Origin of the sequence: Lapillicoccus sp., assembly GCF_025353065.1 — a bacterium.
In the GTDB taxonomy this organism is placed as follows: Bacteria; Actinomycetota; Actinomycetes; order Actinomycetales; family Dermatophilaceae; genus Lapillicoccus.
On the sequence record NZ_JANXRJ010000118.1, the window covers coordinates 1 to 17599 of the forward strand.

At 71.5% G+C, this 17599-nt stretch carries 15 protein-coding genes and 2 pseudogenes; 8 read left to right on the top strand and 9 right to left on the bottom strand.

The window, feature by feature from the left end; translation table 11 throughout:
- The 7 genes and pseudogenes from Q0R63_RS09465 to Q0R63_RS09495 all read right to left on the bottom strand — a co-directional run.
- Positions 1 to 382, bottom strand: a pseudogene (locus Q0R63_RS09465) (ABC transporter ATP-binding protein); the annotation flags it as partial.
- Positions 379 to 2115 carry an ABC transporter ATP-binding protein gene (locus Q0R63_RS09470; protein ID WP_295696719.1) on the bottom strand — a complete coding sequence of 579 codons (1737 nt, stop codon included), beginning with the start codon at positions 2113 to 2115 and terminating at the stop codon, positions 379 to 381. The gene Q0R63_RS09470 and the pseudogene Q0R63_RS09465, both read right to left, overlap by 4 nt.
- A complete protein-coding gene (locus Q0R63_RS09475; RefSeq protein ID WP_295696721.1) occupies positions 2115 to 2858 on the bottom strand; it encodes a TetR/AcrR family transcriptional regulator in 744 nt (247 codons plus the stop codon). The genes Q0R63_RS09470 and Q0R63_RS09475 overlap by 1 nt, the downstream gene beginning before the upstream one ends.
- Before the next feature lie 313 nt (positions 2859 to 3171).
- Complete coding sequence (locus Q0R63_RS09480) at positions 3172 to 4683, bottom strand: class I SAM-dependent methyltransferase (RefSeq protein ID WP_295696723.1); 1512 nt, start codon at positions 4681 to 4683, stop codon at positions 3172 to 3174.
- Positions 4684 to 4753: 70 nt separating this feature from the next.
- The gene (locus tag Q0R63_RS09485; RefSeq protein ID WP_295696725.1) at positions 4754 to 6145 is read right to left on the bottom strand and encodes a S53 family peptidase; all 1392 of its coding nucleotides are present in this window, start codon (positions 6143 to 6145) and stop codon (positions 4754 to 4756) included.
- A 174-nt stretch (positions 6146 to 6319) separates the two neighbouring features.
- Positions 6320 to 8854 carry a sodium-translocating pyrophosphatase gene (locus Q0R63_RS09490; protein ID WP_295696726.1) on the bottom strand — a complete coding sequence of 845 codons (2535 nt, stop codon included), beginning with the start codon at positions 8852 to 8854 and terminating at the stop codon, positions 6320 to 6322.
- A gap of 173 nt (positions 8855 to 9027) precedes the next feature.
- Entirely contained in the window at positions 9028 to 9372 is a 345-nt protein-coding gene (locus tag Q0R63_RS09495) for an STAS domain-containing protein (protein ID WP_295696728.1), read from the bottom strand.
- A gap of 105 nt (positions 9373 to 9477) precedes the next feature.
- Here Q0R63_RS09495 and Q0R63_RS09500 point away from each other — a divergent pair, with 105 nt between their 5' ends.
- From Q0R63_RS09500 to Q0R63_RS09510, 3 genes and pseudogenes are all read left to right on the top strand, one after another.
- Positions 9478 to 11937: a DEAD/DEAH box helicase gene (locus Q0R63_RS09500; RefSeq protein WP_295696730.1), complete on the top strand. Its 2460-nt coding sequence runs from the start codon at positions 9478 to 9480 to the stop codon at positions 11935 to 11937.
- A gap of 263 nt (positions 11938 to 12200) precedes the next feature.
- Positions 12201 to 12662, top strand: a pseudogene (locus Q0R63_RS09505) (GAF domain-containing protein); the annotation flags it as partial.
- Between the two features lie 243 nt (positions 12663 to 12905).
- Positions 12906 to 13085, top strand: coding sequence for a BldC family transcriptional regulator (locus Q0R63_RS09510; RefSeq protein WP_295696741.1), 180 nt, complete (start codon positions 12906 to 12908; stop codon positions 13083 to 13085).
- A 34-nt stretch (positions 13086 to 13119) separates the two neighbouring features.
- Here Q0R63_RS09510 and Q0R63_RS09515 read toward each other — a convergent pair whose 3' ends face one another.
- Together Q0R63_RS09515 and Q0R63_RS09520 are read right to left on the bottom strand one after the other, a co-directional pair.
- A complete protein-coding gene (locus Q0R63_RS09515) occupies positions 13120 to 13860 on the bottom strand; it encodes a GAF and ANTAR domain-containing protein (protein WP_295696731.1) in 741 nt (246 codons plus the stop codon).
- 45 nt (positions 13861 to 13905) lie between these two features.
- On the bottom strand, positions 13906 to 14652 hold the full coding sequence (locus tag Q0R63_RS09520; protein WP_295696732.1) for a GAF and ANTAR domain-containing protein: 747 nt from the start codon (positions 14650 to 14652) through the stop codon (positions 13906 to 13908).
- Between the two features lie 462 nt (positions 14653 to 15114).
- Here Q0R63_RS09520 and Q0R63_RS09525 point away from each other — a divergent pair, with 462 nt between their 5' ends.
- The 5 genes from Q0R63_RS09525 to Q0R63_RS09545 form a co-directional block, all read left to right on the top strand.
- Positions 15115 to 15417: a hypothetical protein gene (locus tag Q0R63_RS09525; protein WP_295696733.1), complete on the top strand. Its 303-nt coding sequence runs from the start codon at positions 15115 to 15117 to the stop codon at positions 15415 to 15417.
- A gap of 187 nt (positions 15418 to 15604) precedes the next feature.
- Positions 15605 to 15796 (top strand): DUF4244 domain-containing protein, encoded by a 192-nt coding sequence (locus Q0R63_RS09530; RefSeq protein WP_295696735.1) that lies wholly within the window; start codon positions 15605 to 15607, stop codon positions 15794 to 15796.
- 125 nt (positions 15797 to 15921) lie between these two features.
- Positions 15922 to 16239, top strand: coding sequence for a TadE family type IV pilus minor pilin (locus Q0R63_RS09535; protein WP_295696737.1), 318 nt, complete (start codon positions 15922 to 15924; stop codon positions 16237 to 16239).
- The gene (locus Q0R63_RS09540; RefSeq protein ID WP_295696738.1) at positions 16236 to 16604 is read left to right on the top strand and encodes an Rv3654c family TadE-like protein; all 369 of its coding nucleotides are present in this window, start codon (positions 16236 to 16238) and stop codon (positions 16602 to 16604) included. Before Q0R63_RS09535 ends, Q0R63_RS09540 begins: the two co-directional genes overlap by 4 nt.
- A gap of 90 nt (positions 16605 to 16694) precedes the next feature.
- The coding region (locus Q0R63_RS09545) for an acetyl-CoA acetyltransferase (protein ID WP_295696740.1) at positions 16695 to 17599 on the top strand (905 nt) is incomplete at its 3' end.

The following is a 17599-nucleotide window of genomic DNA, read 5'->3' on the forward strand; positions in this document are numbered from 1 at the left end:
CGACATTCATCCCGGACAGCAGGTCGGCCAGCTGGCCCTGACCACTGGCGCGCAGGCCCTCGATGACCGCTGCCTTGCTCGCACCCGCCGGCAGCCGGGACCCGAAGTAGCCCTCGAAGATGAGGTTGGTCGCGTGGCCGAGGATCTTGGGGCCGACCGCGCTGAGGATGACGCTGGCGATGGCGAGGACCACGACGACGAGCACCTTGGACCGCTCCGGCCGCAGCCGCCGGACGAGCCGCTTGGCCGAGGGGCCGAAGTTGCGGGACTTCTCGGACGACATGGCCATGCCCATCGGCCCGCGGTGCTGGGCCGTCCCGGTCGGACCACGACGCTGCTCGGCGGCCTTCTCCTCGGCGCTCTTGACGCCTTCCTGGCTCATACCGCCACCTCGCTCATGGATCGCTGGGAGTCGACGATCTCCCGGTAGGTCTCACACGTCTCGAGCAGCTCGGTATGCCGCCCCTGACCCACCACCGCCCCGTCGTCGAGGACCACGATGAGGTCGGCGTCGATGATCGTCGAGACCCGCTGGGCCACGATGATGACGGTCGCGTCGCGGGTCTCGGGCCGCAGGGCCGCGCGCAGCCGCGCGTCGGTCGACAGGTCGAGCGCCGAGAACGAGTCGTCGAAGAGATAGACCCGGGGACGCCGGACGAGCGCCCGGGCGATGGCGAGCCGCTGCCGCTGGCCGCCGCTGACGTTGGTGCCGCCCTGCGCGATCGGCGACTCGAGACCCTCGGGCATCTCCTCGACGAAGTCCTTGGCCTGCGCTACGCGCAACGCCTCCCAGAGCTGGTCGTCGCTCGCGTCGGAGTTGCCGTAGCGCAGGTTGCTCGCCACCGTGCCCGTGAAGAGGTAGGGCTTCTGCGGGACCAGGCCGATCTCGCGCCACAAGGTGTCGAGGTCCATCTCGCGGACGTCGGTGCCCCCGACCCGGATCGCCCCACCGGTGACGTCGAACAGCCGCGGGATGAGGTTGACCAGCGTCGTCTTCCCCGCGCCCGTGCTGCCGATGACGGCGGTCGTGTGGCCGGGCTCGGCCCGGAACGAGAGTCCCTTGAGGACCGGCGACTCGGCGCCGGGGTAGTGGAAGTCGACGGCGTCGAAGACCACGTCGACCGCTGGGGCGATGGTGCGGACGCCCATCTCGGGCTCCGCGACGGACGACAGCGTGTCGAGGACCTCGCCGATGCGGTCGGCCGAGACCGAGGCCCGCGGGATCATCATCGTCATGAAGGTCGCCATCATCACCGAGATGAGGATCTGGATGAGGTAGGCCATGAACGCCGTGAGCGAGCCGATCTGCATGTCGCCGCTGTTGACCCGGCCGGCCCCGAACCACAGGACCCCGACGGTCGAGGCGTTGAGGATGATCATGACGACCGGGAAGATGATGGCCTGCAGCCGGCCGACGTTGAGCGCGGTCGAGGTGAGGCTGGCGTTGGCGCCACCGAAGCGCTTGGCCTCGTGGTCCTCGCGCACGAACGCCCGCACGACCCGGATGCCGGTGATCTGCTCGCGCATGATCCGGTTGACGCTGTCGATCGAGGTCTGCATGACCTGGAACTGCGGGATCATCCGGCGGATCACCAGACCGACGGCGAGGGCGAGCAGCGGCACCGCGACGGCGACGAGCCACGAGAGGCCGACGTCCTGGCGCAGCGCCATGACGATGCCGCCCACCATCGTGATCGGCGCCGACACCATCATGGCCAGCGCCATGAAGACGACCATCTGGATCTGCGTCACGTCGTTGGTGTTGCGGGAGATCAGGGTCGGGGCGCCGAACTTCGACACCTCCTGCGCCGAGAAGCCGACGACGCGGTGGAAGATCGCGCCGCGCAGGTCGCGACCCATGCCCATCGACGAACGGGCAGCGAGGTATGCCGCGACGATGGTCACGATGATCTGGACGATGCTGATGGCGAGCATCCAGCCACCGGTGCGCATGATGTAACCGGTGTCGCCCTTGGCGACGCCCTGGTCGATGATGTCGGCGTTGAGGGTCGGCAGGTAGAGCGAGGCGATCGTCCCCACGAGCTGGAGGACGATGATGATCGTCAGCGGACCCTTGTAAGGGGCCAGGTAGCGACGGGTGATCCGCAGCAGCATCAGCGGGCCTTCCTCGTGCGGGTCATGGTGGTGACGGTGCCCGCGGCAGCGAGTTCCGTTGTCTTGTGGTGTTTTTCGCCGGTACTGTCAGCGGCCGGTTTCTCGACGCCGGACAGCACGACGTCGACGATCTCCTCCGGGTCGAGCAGCTCGCCGCCGGTGAGCTGGCGGTGGCTGCCCGAGAAGGTGAGCAGCCGCAGGTAGGTGATGACCTGCTCCGGGGTGCACCTCAGCCGGCCGGCGTCGGCGGCGACGAACCGCTCCACCAGGTATGCCGTGCGGGCGGCCTCGTCGGGCCCGCCGCCGGTGTGCCGGGGGTGGTCGTCGGGCGGTCCGTCCCCCTCGACGTGACCCTCACCGGGTGTGCAGTGCGCGTGGACCCCGGCCAAGGAGGGTGGCGGAGCCGTGAGGCCGAGGGCGCCCATGATGCCGAACACGTCGGTGAACCGGTGCTGCAGCAGCGCCGCCAGCGCGACGAGGCGCGGCCGGAGCGGGAGGGTGACGTCGATGTCGTCGAGTCCCCGACGCAACACCGCGGGGCAGAAGGTCGAGGCGATGACGGCATCGAGAAGATCCTCCTTCGTCGCGAAGACCCGGAAGATCGTGCCCTCGGCGATGCCGGCGGCCTCGGCGATGTCCTTGGTGCTCGGCACCGTGCCGCGGCTGCTGATCAGGCGGCGGGCCGAGTCGACGAGGGCAGTGCGGCGCTCGGCGGGCGGCAGGGAACGCGCTCGGGTGGACACCGTTCGACTGTAGATGAGTGAGTGCTCACTCAGCAAGTCGGACGGGAGGGCGGCGGGCAGCACGACACCACAGTGACCCCTCACCCCACGTCAGGGTCAAGCGACTTCCGTCAGCGGGGCGTCCCTAGCCACCCGGGACAGCCGACCGGCACGAGCCCGGTATGTCCCGCACCCGGGGTCGCATACCGGGCACCTGCCGGTTGAGCGTCCCGCTCGACACCCGCGCTGGGGACAGCCGACCGGCACGAGCCCGGTATGTCCCGCGCCCGGGGTCGCATACCGGGCACCTGCCGGTTGAGCGTCCCGCTCGAGGTCACGCAGGAGCGACCAGCAGCCCGTCGGCGACGAGCTCGCGCAGGACCGGGAGGGCGGACGTCACGCCCGCCTGGGGGTCGACCTCCAGGAGCTCGGCGATGGCCACGAGCGCCTGCCGCGCGGTGAGCGTGCCGTCGCACACGCTGACCAGGCCGGAGAGGACGGTGTCGAGCTGGATCGCCCGGCGCAGGCCGCCGCCCTGGCGCAGCAGGATGACGCCGGGGTGCTCCGCGCCGGGCCGGGTGTGCCGCTCCTCGGTGACGTCGGCGGCGCACCGCCAGGCGGTGTCGAGCAGGCCGGCGTCACCGTGCTCGGCCAGCCAGGTGCGGGCGGCCAGCCCGGCCTCGACGGTCGCGCCCATGGCCGGGGCGACGGGGCCGGTGGCCTCGACGAGGTCCACCCAGGGGGCCCGGTCGGTGGCCGGCCGCTGGAGGGTGACCACGCCGAAGCCGATCCGTTCGACGTCGCGGGCGGCGAAGTCCGCCAGCCACGCGGCATACAGCTCCTCGAAGCCCGCGACCCCCGCCTGGGAGCCGCTGTCGCGCGCCCACAGCTCGGCATACTCGGCCGGGTCCTGCTCGTCGCGCTGCACGACCCACGCGTCGAGCCCGGTGCCGCGCAACCACCCCGTCCACCGCTCGCGCCACGTCGTGCCGCGCGGCACCTCCCAGTTGCCGAGGAGCTGGGCCACGCCGCCCGGCTCCAGCACGCTCCCGACCGAGCGCACGAGCGACTCGACGAAGCCGTCGCCGACGAGCCCGCCGTCGCGGTACTCGAAGACCGGCACCCCGTCGGCCCGCGGCGTGATGACGAACGGCGGGTTGCTCACGACGAGGTCGAAACGCTCCGCGGCAACCGGCTCGAGGAGGCTGCCCTGCCGCAGGTCCAGGTCCAGGCCGGCCAGGGCGGCGTTGAACCGCGCGTAGTCGAGGGCCCGGGCCGAGACGTCGGTGGCGACGATGGTCTCGGCGTGGGCGGCGAGGTGGAGGGCCTGGACGCCGCAACCCGTGCCGAGGTCGAGGGCCCGGGCGACCGGGCGCCGGATCGTCCACGCGGCGAGGGTCGTCGAGGCACCACCGATGCCGAGGACGTGGTCCTCCCGCAGCGGTGGCCCGGTCACGAGCTCGGAGAGGTCGGAGGCGACCCACCACTCGTGGGCGTCGTCGGCGTAGGGCCGTAGGTCGCACAGCGGCCGCAGGCTGCCCGCCTCCACCAGTCCGAGCCCCTCGAGGCCCGCGACCCCGAGGGTCGGCAGGGCGGCCTCGAGCCGGTCGCGGTCGACCCCGAGTCCGAGGGCGAGCAGTCGCAACAGGACAGCGACGGGCTCGGACCGGTCGCGGGTCGCGAGGTCGGCCGGGAGCCGCTGCTCGCGGTGGAGGGCGGCCGCGGCCACCGGGCCGAGCGCCGCTTCCACCCCGTCGACCGTGTAGCCGGCCGCGGTCAGGTCGGCGCGCAGGGCGGCGAGGAGGTCGAGGCGCAGGCGCGGGGTGTCGTCAGGGGCATCAACCACGGCCGACAGCGTATGCCGCGCCCGGCAGCGGAGCGGGCTGGGCGACCACCCAGCCCGCCACCGCCAGCCGTTACGGCGTCGAGGGCAGCGCCGGGTGCTGCGATGCGAGGAGCAGCTGCGGCACGAAGGCGAAGCCGTCCACGGTGCCGATCCCCGTCGCCATGTCGTAGCCCGGGAGGGCCGGGTATCCCGTGACACCCGCGAACGAGTTATCGCCCGAGGTGACGTCGACGATGCCGGACGCGCGAACCCGGTTGAGGGTGTAAAGGTCCTGGTTGATGTTGCCGAGCGAGCGGTGGGCCAGCTGGGCGGTCAGCGCGACGATGCCCGAGAACAGCGGAGATGCCTCGCTCGTGCCCCCGACCAGGTGCCAGCCGACGTGGGCCGGGTCGAAGGAGTAGTAGAAGATCGCGGCCCCGTCGACCGCGGCCGACATCGAGACGTCGGGCGTGCCGCGGTGGGCGCCGACGATCGCACTGACGCCGTCCTGGAAGGCGGGCCGGCTGAAGACCTGGCTGACGCCACCGCCGGAGGCGCCGAAACCGTCGTTCCACGTGACGTCCGGCGAGGTCTTGTGGCCGGCCGCGTCGAGGTGCAGCTGGGTGCCGCCGATGCTCGTGACGAGTGGGTCGGAGGACGGCCAGGAGTTCACCGGCACGGTCGAGAGGACGCTGCCGTCCTGGGAGATGGGGTTGGTGGCGCCGGCGTCACCGGAGGACGCCAGCACGGTGACCCCGCGCTCGTTGGCGTTGATGAACGCCGACCGGAGGTCGAGGAGGCTCTGCTGGGTCGGGAAGGTCGTCTCGGTCGCCCCGAAGCTCTGGGTGATGACGTCGGCCAGACCGTGGTCGACGACGTAGTTCTCGGCCGCCACGATCTCGGGGAACCCGGTCACGCCCTCGGTCTCCGCGACCGGCGTCTCGACCAGCAGGATGTTGGCCCTGGGCGCGATCGCGTGGGCGTACTCGACGTCGAGCGTCGTCTCCTGTCCCCAGCCGATCTGCACGGGGTCGTTGGGGTTGAAGGTCGAGTGCCCGGCCGGCTGGATGATCTTCAGCGACGGCGGGTCGGCGATGCCGTAGGTCTGGTCGAAGACGTGCAGGTCGTGCCGGATCGTCGGAGAACCGAAGGCGTCGACGATCGCGATCGTGCGGCCCGCCCCGGTGACGCCCAGGCCGTAGAGCGGCGCGAGGTGGTATGCCGTGCGCATCTGGACCGGGGAGTAGCAGTTGATGTGGAAGGTCGCCTGGCAGAGCGCGGTGGTGGGCGGGGAGGATGAGGTGCCGGCGAGCAGGTGGCCGGTGACCGCCGGGACGGGGTGCGCGCCGGCCGTCCGGGCCGCGATGCGGAGGGGGGCACTGTGCGCCGGCCCGGAGGCCAGCAGCGTCGCGGCCAGGCTCAGGGCGGTGATGGCGAGGGTGGGGACCCGTCGGCGGGACCGGGATGTCGCGAGGCTCAGCATGGGGGAAGCTCCTTGGTGGCGGGACCCGGCGGACGTCAGGTGCGCCTGAACAATGCAGCCGTCGAGCCTACGCGCACAAGACTTCTCAGCGAACTGGCAGTTTCGCGGCATACGCCGAGACCATGACGAAGGGCCGCCCCATGGGGACGGCCCTTCGACTGGCGCGGCTCGGGATCAGACGCGGGTCTCGGCGTGCTCGAGGCCTTCGCCCTCGACGCTGCCAGCGGCGCCCTTGTCCAGCGACACCGGGGCCTCGGGGCCCCGTCCGATTGGCGTGCCGTCCTCGGCGGGAGGCACGGCGGGCGCGAAGCCCTCGGCGGGCTCGTCGTCGTCGTCTCCGCCGACCGCGATGTCCCGCGACTTCGAGATGGCGACCGCAGCGACGACGATGACCAGCGCGATGCCGGCGATGCCGTAGCGCAGGAGATTGTTCGCTCCGTCTCCGACGCTGACGGTGACGATCGCCGGGGCGATGAGGACCGAGACGAGGTTCATCACCTTGAGCAACGGGTTGATCGCCGGCCCGGCGGTGTCCTTGAACGGGTCGCCGACGGTGTCTCCGATGACCGTCGCCGCGTGGGCGTCGGAGCCCTTGCCGCCGTAGTGGCCGTCCTCGACGATCTTCTTCGCGTTGTCCCACGCCCCACCGGAGTTGGCCAGGAACACCGCCATCAGTGCGCCGGACCCGATGGCTCCACCGAGGAAGCCGGCGAGCGCACCGATGCCGAGGCCGAAGCCCACGATCAACGGGGTGAGCGCGGCCAGGAGACCAGGTGTGGCCAGCTCGCGCAGCGAGTCCTTCGTGCAGATGTCGACGACGCGGGCGTAGTCCGGCTTCTCGGTGTAGTCCATGATCCCGGGGTGGTCGCGGAACTGGCGACGGACCTCGAAGACGATCGCTCCGGCCGCCCGGGTGACGGCGTTGATCGCGAGGCCGGAGAACAGGAAGACGACCGCGCAGCCCAGGATCAGCCCCACGAGGACGCTCGGGGTGGAGATCTGCAGGTCGAAGCCGGTCTGCAGGTTGGTCAGGAGCGCGGTGTACTGGGTCTGCGCCTGCGCCTGGGTCAGTGTGCCGGCCTGGATCTGGGCGTTGAGGTCGGTCTGGGCCGCCGTGCTGGCCTTGCTGAGGATCGGGGTGAGCACGGTCCGCCAGGCGTCCGTGAACGAGCCGAACAGCGCGGTGGCCGCGAGCACGGCGGTGGCGATGGCGATGCCCTTGGTGATGGCCTTGGTCGTGTTGCCGACGGCGTCGAGGTCGGTCAGGATCTGGGCGCCCTCGCCGTCCACGTCACCGGACATCTCGGCGATGCCCTGCGCGTTGTCGGAGACCGGGCCGAAGGTGTCCATCGCCACGATGACGCCGACCGTCGTGAGGACGCCGGTGCCGGCGACCGCGACGAAGAACAGCGACAGGGCGACCGAGGAGGCTCCGAGGAGGAACGCGCCGTAGACCGCGGCGGCGATGATGACCGCGGTGTAGACGGCGGACTCGAGGCCGAGGCCGATGCCGGAGAGGACGACCGTGGCCGCGCCGGTGCGCGAGGTGCGGGCGACGTCCATCGTCGGACGCTTGTCGGTGCCGGTGAAGTAGCCGGTCAGCCCGAGGATGACCACCGCGAGGACGATGCCGAGGATGACGGCGATCGAGGCCCGGACGCGCAGCCCGTCGATCGCGGCGCTGGCGACCCCGGTGGTGGGATCGAGCTTGGCCGCGACGGACGACGGGAGGTAGAGGTAGACGGCCACGACGGACAGGACCGCGGAGATGACCGCGGAGATGTAGAAGCCCTGGTTGATCGCCTTCAGGGCGTTCTGGCCCGGCTTCACCCGGGTGATGAACACGCCGATGATCGCGGTCACCGCCCCGATGGCGGGGATGATCAGCGGGAAGACGAGGCCCTTCTCGTCGAGGGCCGCGGAGCCGAGGATGAGCGCGGCGACGAGCATCACGGCATACGACTCGAAGAGGTCGGCGGCCATGCCGGCGCAGTCCCCGACGTTGTCGCCGACGTTGTCGGCGATCGTTGCGGCGTTGCGCGGGTCGTCCTCGGGGATGCCGGCCTCGACCTTGCCGACGAGGTCGGCGCCGACGTCGGCGGCCTTGGTGAAGATGCCGCCGCCGACGCGCATGAACATCGCGAGCAGGGCGGCGCCGAAGCCGAAGCCCTCGAGCACCTTGGGCGCATCGCCCTTGTAGAGGAGCACGACGACGGCGGCACCGAGCAGGCCGAGACCGACGGTGGCCATGCCGACGGTCCCACCGGTGCGGAAGGCGATGCGCATGCCGGTGTCGCGGTCGCCGTCGCGCGCCGCCGAAGCGACCCGGACGTTGGCCTTGACCGCGAGCGACATACCGAGGTAGCCGATGCCGGCGGAGAAGAGGGCACCGACGACGAAGAAGGCCGACCGGCCCCAGCGGACGCCGGTGCTGTCGGACGGGAGCAGGAAGAGGAGGCCGAAGACGATGAGGACGAACGGCACGAGGGTGCTGAACTGACGCTTGAGGTAGGCCTGCGCCCCCTCCTCCACCGCCAGCCCGATCGACTGCATGTTCTCCGTGCCGGGGTCGTGCGCGAGCACCTGCCGCCGGAAGAGGAGCCCGAAGGCGAGGGCGATGACGGCGATGGCCAGGACGACATAGACCAGGGTCAGGTCTGTCCCTGCCAGGGCCAGCGGGGTGACCGCGGCCGGGGCGAGATCAGGCATGGAGCAACTCCTCCTTGAGGTGCGATTCACCTCACGACAGCGGCGTGGCTCGGCCGTTGAGGGTGACGATTCGCGGGAGACGTTACCGGTCAGTTACGTCGGTGCCCAATCAAACCAGACGTGAAGGTGGTCACCGTGCGGGGGTTGCGCACCCCCAGGGCATCGCTCCTCGGTCAGCCGGCGGCGGTCGCGACGGCCTCGTCGACCGTCGGGAAGATCTCGAAGACCTTGTCCAGCCCGGTGATCGTGAAGACCTTGAGCACCCGGTCGTGGTCGGAGACGAGCCGCATCGAGCCGCCGAAGCCGCGGATGAGCTTGAGCCGTCCGACGAGCACGCCGAGGCCGGTGGAGTCCATGAAGGTCACCCCACCGAGGTCGACGACGAGGTCGTGGTTGCCTCGCTCGATCTCGGCGTCGAGGCGGTCGCGCAGCGCCGGGACGGTGTAGACGTCGATCTCGCCGGAGACGTGCACGACCGTCCGGACGCCGCTGCGTGACGTCGTGATCTCGAGGTCCACCGTGTGCCCACCCTGTTTCTGCCGGTCACGCACGCCCTGTCGTGCGGGATTGCCGAACCCTACTCGTTCCGGCCGTGACGGTGGTTAAGGCATACGGTGATCGCGATGTCCACGCCTCCCGAAGGCGATCCCGCGGCCCCTCCGGCAGCCCGTGGTCGGCCCGACCCCCGGACGCTCCTCGCCGGGCTCGCCCGCGGCGACCGGGCCGAGCGGCTGAGGCACGTGCACCGGGTCCCGGCGCGTGACGCGGTGCTCGCCGACTGGCCCTCCTGGGTCACGCCGAGCCTGTATGCCGCGCTCAGCCAGGGTGGCGTCGAGTCGCTGTGGAGCCACCAGCTCGAGGCCGCCGAGGCGGCGCACTCCGGCGAGCACGTCGTCCTCTCGACGGGCACGGCGTCGGGCAAGTCCCTCGGCTACCTCCTGCCCGTGGTCTCCGACCTCGTGGACGGGGCGACCGCGCCGACGGGCCGGGGGGCCACGGCGCTCTACCTCGCGCCCACGAAGGCCCTCGCCCACGACCAGCTGAGCCGGCTCGAAGGCCTCGCGCTACCGGGGCTGCGGGCGGCGGCCTACGACGGTGACACCCCGCCGGAGGAGCGCCGGTGGATCCGCGACCACGCGGCATACGTTTTGACGAACCCCGACCTGCTCCACCACTCCCTCCTACCGGGCCACGAGCGCTGGGCACCGTTCCTGCGCGCCCTGCGCTATGTCGTCGTCGACGAGTGCCACGTCTACCGCGGGGTCTTCGGCACGCACCTGTCGCTCGTGCTGCGACGACTGCGCCGGGTGGCCGCGCGTTACCACTCCTCCCCCGTCTTCGTGCTCGCCTCCGCGACCGTCGCCGACCCTGCGGTGCACGCTTCCCGCCTCGTCGGTATGCCGGTGCGCCCGGTGACGCAGGACGGCTCGCCGCGGGCGGCGATGACCTTCGGGCTGTGGGAGCCGGGCGTCGTGCCGGGCTCGGCCGAGGACGCCCCGCGGCGGCGGAGCGCCGTCGCGGAGTCGGCCGACCTGCTCGCCGACCTCGTGTCCGGAGGCATCCAGACCGTGGCGTTCGCTCGGTCGCGCAGCGGCGTCGAGGTCGTCGCCTCGGCCGCCCGCACGCGCCTCACCGGCGCCGCCGCCGGTCGGCCGGGGTCGATCGCGGCCTATCGCGGCGGCTACCTCCCGGAGGAGCGCCGCGCGCTCGAGCGGTCGCTGCGCAGCGGCGAGCTCGTGGGGCTGGCCGCCACCAACGCCCTGGAGCTCGGCATCGACGTGAGCGGGCTCGACGCGGTGCTGCTCGCAGGGTGGCCCGGTACGCGGGCATCGCTCTGGCAGCAGGCCGGTCGCGCCGGCCGGGCCGGCGCGGAGTCGCTCGCCGTCCTCGTGGCGGCGGACGACCCGCTGGACACCTTCCTGGTGCACCACCCGGAGGCGATCTTCGACGCCCCGGTCGAGGCGGCGGTCGTCGACCCGCAGAACCCCCACGTCCTCCGACCCCACCTGGCCGCCGCGGCGGCCGAGCTGCCGGTGACCGAGGCCGACGCGGCATACTTCGGGCCGGGCATGGTGGCGCTGCTCGACGAGCTCGTGGCGTCGGGGATGCTGCGCCGGCGACCACGGGGGTGGTTCTGGGCCCGGTCCGACCGGCCGTCCGACCACCTGTCGTTGCGCGACAGCGGCGAGACGGTGCGGATCGTCGAGGGCCGCACCGGGCGGGTGTTCGGCACGGTCGACGCCGTGCGGGCGATGACCGCGGTCCACACCGGCGCGGTCTACGTCCACCAGGGCGAGACCTATGTCGTCACCGAGCTCGACCTCGAGGAGGCCTCCGCCGTGGTCGTGCCGGGTGACCCCGGGTGGTCGACGCAGGCCCGGTCGGTGAGCGCGTTCGACATCGTCTCGGTCGAGCGGGAGGTCGATCTCGGACCGCCGCAGACCCCCATCGGTCGGTGGTGCTTCGGCGCCGTCGCCGTGCGCTCGCAGGTGACCTCCTTCCTGCGCCGCCTGCCGACCGGTGAGGTGATCGGGGAGCACCAGCTCGACCTGCCGGTGCGCACCCTCGCGACCAAGGCGGTGTGGTGGACCCTCACGCCCGAGGTGCTCGCCTCCGCCGGCATCGACGAGATGCGGGTGCCGGGAGCTGCGCACGCCGCGGAGCACGCAGCCATCGGGATGCTGCCGCTGGTCGCGACCTCCGACCGGTGGGACGTCGGCGGCGTGTCGACGGCGATGCACCCCGACACGGGGATGCCGACGATCCTCGTCTACGACGGGCACCCGGGCGGCGCCGGCTTCGCCGAACGCGGCTTCGAGGCGGGCCGCACCTGGCTGTCGGGCACCCGCGAGGCGATCGCCTCGTGCCGCTGCGAGCTCGGCTGCCCCGCGTGCGTGCAGTCGCCCAAGTGCGGCAACGGCAACGAGCCCCTCGACAAGGCCGGAGCCGTGGCCCTGCTCGACCTCGTGCTGGCGGCGATGCCGGTTGCGGGAGGTGCTGGGTGCGAGCCCGATGCGGTGCCGCCGAGCAGTGGCCTGATGGGCGGCTCGTCTGCTCTGCCGGTCACTCCTTTCACGACGTGACGGTTCCGCATTCTTTCGCCGGTATGGGCGGCGTGTCCCTCGCGCACTGATGAACCTTGACATACGCTTTGTCGTAGTTTGTGCTGTCCCGGACCCCGACAGCGCATCAGAACTGTCCATTCTGAGCGAGATACGGGAGTCACTATGAGCAGCCAACTCAGCCTGACGATGGAGGAGACCACCACCGATGGTCGATCCGTCCTCGACGAATCGTGTCACCCGTGGCACCTCGTGAAGGACCTGACTCGTGAGGGGTGGGCGGCGTGATCAAGGGCGAACACCTTGCGGAAGTTCTGGTCGAGATCACCGACACCCTCGTCGATGACGTCGATCCCGTCGAGTTCCTCAGGCTCGTCACCACCCGCAGTGTGCTGATGAGCCAGTCCCTGTGGGCGGGGGTGCTGCTGGCCGACGCCGACGGTCAGCTGAAGTTCGTCACCTCCTCCACGGAGTCGGCCGCGCTGCGGGAGCTCTTCGAGATGGAGGGAGCGGAGGGTCCGTGGGTGGACTGCTTCCGGACCGGCGCGCCGGTGGTCAACGCCGACCTCGCCCTGTCCGGGGAGCGGTGGCCCGTCTTCGGCCCCCGCGCCGTGCGCGCCGGGTTCCGTTCTGTCAGCGCCTTCCCCCTCCGGGGCCGCAAGGACGTGGTGGGGGCGATGAACCTCTTCAGCTCCGATCCGGAGCACCTCGAGCCCCGAGACGTGCGCATCATCCAGGCCCTTGCCGACATCGCGACCACCGGGCTGCTCCGGGAACGCGGCCTGCGGGACGGCGTGATCAATGCAGCGCGCTTCCAGCGCTCCCTGACCACCCAGATCACCGGGGAGCAGGCCAAGGGTGCCCTGGCCAGGACGCGAGGCGTCAGCGTCGACGATGTCGACGATGCCGACGACCTCATCCGCGGCTACGCGCGTCGCAAGCACCGGGATCTCGACGAGGTTTCCGCAGCCGTGCTCGCCGACCCCGATCTGGTCGCGGAGGGTGCCCCGACGTTGCTCACGCCAGCGGAGGTCGCGGCGATGTTCCGCGTGGACCCCAAGACGATCACACGATGGGCCAAGACCGGTCAGCTCAATGCGATCCGGACGCTCGGGGGACACCGACGCTACCGTTCCAGCGAGATCCGGAAGATGCTCAAGGAGGGCTGACGCCGCGTCCCCTCCCCTGTCCTCGGCAGCTGCCTCAGACGGGGGGCGTCGGGCGGCCACTCAGGAGCTCGGGGTGGACTGCCGGATCGGAGACGACGGCTAGAGCGACGTCGCTCAGGTGGTGGTGGTTGCGGCGGGCGTAGTCGCGCATCAGCTCGAAGGCCGCGTCGACGGAGATGCCGTGGCTGCGGGCCAGGGCGCCCTTGGCCTGCTCGATGGTGATGCGGCTGTTCAGAGCGCCCTGCAGCTGCTCGGTCACGATCTTCTGGTCCTGGATGACGCGTTCCTGCATCAGGCCGATCGTCGCGACGTCCGCCAGCGCCTGGATGATGCGCACATCATGAGACTCGAGCTGGCCGGTCTCGGTGCCGAACAGGTTCAGCGCGCCGATGACGTCCTTGCGGTGGCGGAGCGGGAAGGCGTGGACCGACCTGAAGCCGGCGCTCACGGCGCGGGGCGCGAAAACGGGCCATCGCTCGATCGCGTCGTCGAGGTCGGTATTGACCACCGCGGTGCCGGTGTGGAAGCAGTCCAGGCAGGGGCCTTCGGCGTTCTGCAGCTGGAACAGCTCGAGCAGCTTGACCGACTCCTGCGACGCCGCCATGAACTGCAGCTGTCCGTGCGCGTCGGCTAGCAGCAGCCCGGCCGAGGACGCGTTGCAGATGGACGCGCTGCGGCTGGTCACCAGCTGCAGGAACTCGATGACGTCGAAGTCGTCCACGAGGGTGTCGGCGATCTCGACGAAGACCTCCGCCAGCTGCTCCACCGCGATCATGGTCCGGTCCCTCCCGCAGGCGAACACGGGCATCGACCCCTGCTGCTAGAGGGTGTCCCGGTTCAGTTGCAGGATACCGGCCAGGACGTCGTGGGCGACGTCGCTGAGCGGACGGCCATCGGAGTAGGCGAAGCCCCGCAGTCGGGCCATCGCCTCGGACAGGGTCACGCCGAGATCGACCATGACCATCCCCTGCGCCTGGTAGACCTCGGCTCGGTAGGCCACCAGGTCGTCCACCCCGCTGACCGTCCCACCGTCGGCGTCCTGCCCGTCGATCAGGAGACCGACCGCGATCTCGGCGAACGTGATCGCCTGACTGAAGGTCAGCGCGGCCAGCGGACCCGGCTCCGCGCGGTAGATGCCCAGGGCGCCCAGGCGGGCTCCGCCCACCTGCAGGGGGAGGGCGAACACCGCGCCGACCCCGTAGGCGTGGGCGGCCGGGCCGTAGGCGGGCCAGCGCTGGATCCCCCGCCCGAGCAGGTCGGGCTCCAGGACCGGTCGGCGGGAGGTGAAGGCATCGATGCAGGGACCCTCGCCGAGGGAGTGCTGCAGCTCCTCGATCGCGCGGCTGTCCGGGCCCCAGGTCGCGGCCGTCCCCCCCTCGATCCGGCCCTCCGTGAACACGCTCACCCCGGCGCCCGAGGCCGGCAGCACCCGAGCCAGCACCGTGCACAACCGCTCCAGCCGGCCGGCCGTCACCCCGAGCGAGCCGTCGACCGCCGGCTCGTCGTCGATCAGCCGGCCGAGCAGGGCCAGCCGGCCGTTTGCGCCTCCGCCCCTCCGGTCACCCATGGCGTCGCCCCCTGCGCAGCGCGACCTGACCGACCTCACCGCGGGCAGGATGCAGAGCCCGCTCGGCACGAGGTGAGACAGCCCATTCCGCCCGAGTCACCATTCCCCCTCTGCTTCCCATCGATACTGCGAGCTGGGGTGCTGCCGGGGGCCAGGGCAGCATCAACGTGGGTCAACGCAGGATCAACAGCGGATCAACTGCTGGTTGATGCTACGCCTCATCGACGACCGGAGTCAGGTGCGACGAGACCTTCAATCCGTGTGCGCGGGGCAACGATCGACACCGGTCACCCGGCACCGTCGACCGACCGGGCGCACGACTCGCCCGCGCCACGCGCCCGCGCGGCGCGGCGCGGGACGACGGAAGGGGGCGCCGCACTAGTCTCAGTTGCGCGCCCGCGCGCAGGCGCGCGGAGGTCCGGCCACGGACGTGCGCGTAAGCCCACGGGAAGAGGTCAGCACATGTTGGCGATCGGCATCATCCTCATCCTCGTCGCGGCCGGCGGCGGCGGCTATCTCGGTTACCTCGCCTCCCAGACGTCCTCCGACGTCGTCATCGGCAGCACCAGCACGGGGATCGCGCTGAGCATGCTGCCCCTCACCCTCTTCGGGTCCGGCGTCGCCTCCGTGATCCTCCTCTGGCTGGGCTGGAAGCTCACCGGTGTCGGGTTCCGCCGCAAGCGCGCCCAGCGGCGCGAGCTCAAGGGGCTGCGGGCGAGCGGTGTCACGGCCGAGACCGGTGGGCAGCCCGGCCCCAAGGCCTAGCGTCCGGTCCGGCCGCTCGTCCCCACGGCTCGGCTGATTGTCCACACCCCTCCCCGGTTTCGTCCCACGATCCACAGGCCCGAAACCGGGTCTGGTCCGGGGCTTCCCTCCGGGTCGACGATGGGCGAGCCACCCGCACGTGGTCGCGTTCCCACCGGAACGTGAATCGGGAGAAGGGGATTCGATCATGCAATCGTTCGTCAGACGATGGCGCCGCACGCGCCGCACCATCGACGCCGGCATGACCACGGCGGAGTATGCCGTGGGCACCCTGGCGGCCTGCGCGTTCGCAGCGGTGCTGCTCGCCATCGTGAGGTCGGGGCCGATCAAGAGCGCCCTCGCGAAGGTCATCACGACGGCGCTCGGGATCGCTGGCTGATCGTGCGCGCCCTGACGTCGGGCCCGCTCGGCTCCGGTCACGTGTCGGTCCCTCGGGCCCGACGCCAGGATCGTCGCGGCGGCGTCCGCCTACTCGGGTCGGCCCGCGCCGACCGGGACGCGGGGATGGTCACGGTTGAGCTGGCCGTCGCCATCCCCGCCCTGCTCATCGTGCTCGCCATGGTGCTGGGTGGGGTGTCGCTCGGCATCGACCAGGTGCGTTGTGTCGACGCCGCACGACTGGCGGCGCGAGCGGTCGCCCGCGGTGATCCGGCGTCGACGGCGATCGCGACCGCGACGAGGGCGGCGCCGGGTGGGGCGCGCGTCGCCTTGTCGAGCGGCGGCGGCCGGGTGACGACGACGGTCGGGGTGCGGCGGGAGGTCCTGGGGGTCGGCTTCGACGTCTCCGCGACCTCGGTCGCCGACCTCGAGGCGGACCCGTGAGACACCGCTCCCGCATCGGCCGCCTCGACCGCGGCTCGGCCACCGTTCTCGTCGTCGCCGCGATCGCAGCCCTCCTCGCGAGCGGGATCGGTGCCATGGCGCTGGTCGGTGCGGTCCGCGCATCGCACCAGGCGCATTCTGCCGCCGACCTCGCCGTGCTCGCGGGCGCGATGGTCCTCGCCAGGGGTGAGTCCGCGGCGTCCGCCTGTGCGCGAGCCACGATCGTGGCGGCGCAGAACCGGGCCGGTCTCATCGCCTGCCACGCGTCCGGTGACGCGGTCCTCGAGGTCGTCGTGACCACGTCGTCAGGGGCGCCGGGTCTCAGCCCGGCCGTGGCCCGGTCCCGCGCCGGACCCGGTGCCTGACCGCGCCCGAGGGTGGAGGTCCGACCTCGATCCCTGGCCTGTTGCCTGTTGTCACCCGGAACGCCGGGCAATACCCTGCTGAACGTCGTCATGTGCAGGAAGTCACTGCTCCGTTCGACATCGTGGCGAGAGGCGGACGACGTGGACCAGGCCGGCATGTGGGTGCTGGGCGGCTACCAGAGCGACTTCTCCCGCAACCTCACCCGCGAGGGCAAGGACTTCGCCGACCTCACCGGCGAGGTCGTCGACGCCACGCTCGCGTCTGCCGGGCTCGATGGTGGGCAGATCGACGTCGTCCACGTCGGCAACGCCTTCGGCGAGCTGTTCACCGGCCAGGGTCACCTCGGCGCCATGCCGGCCAGCGTCCGCCCCGACCTGTGGGGGACGCCGTCGGGTCGCCACGAGGCCGCCTGTGCGAGCGGGGGGGTCGCCGTTCTCGCGGCGATGGCCGACCTGCGCGCGGGCAACTACGACTGCGCGCTCGTCGTCGGCCTCGAGCTGGAGAAGACCGTGCCGGGCGACCGGGCGGCAGGTCACCTCGGAGCCGCCGCGTGGATCGGTCACGAAGGTGACGGCGTGAGGTTCATGTGGCCGTTCATGTTCAGCGAGGTCGCCGAGGAGTACGACCGTCGCTACGGTCTCGACGAGAGCCACCTCCGGGCGATCGCCGCCCTCAACCTCGCCAACGCCCGCCGGAACCCCAACGCCCAGACCCGCGGCTGGGTCGTCCCCGACCTCGCCTCGGGCCTCGGCTCCGACGACGCGGTCAACCCCGTCGTCGAGGGTCGGCTGCGGCGCTTCGACTGCAGTCAGGTGACCGACGGCGGGGCCGGCGTCGTCCTCGTCTCCGACGCCTGGCGTCGGGCGCACCCCGAGGCCACGCCCGTGGCTCGGGTGCTCGGCTGGTGGCACCGCACCGTCGGGCTGGGTCTCGACCAGAAGCTCGGCCGCACCAGCAACACCGGCGACCCCTATGTCATGCCTCATGTGCGTCA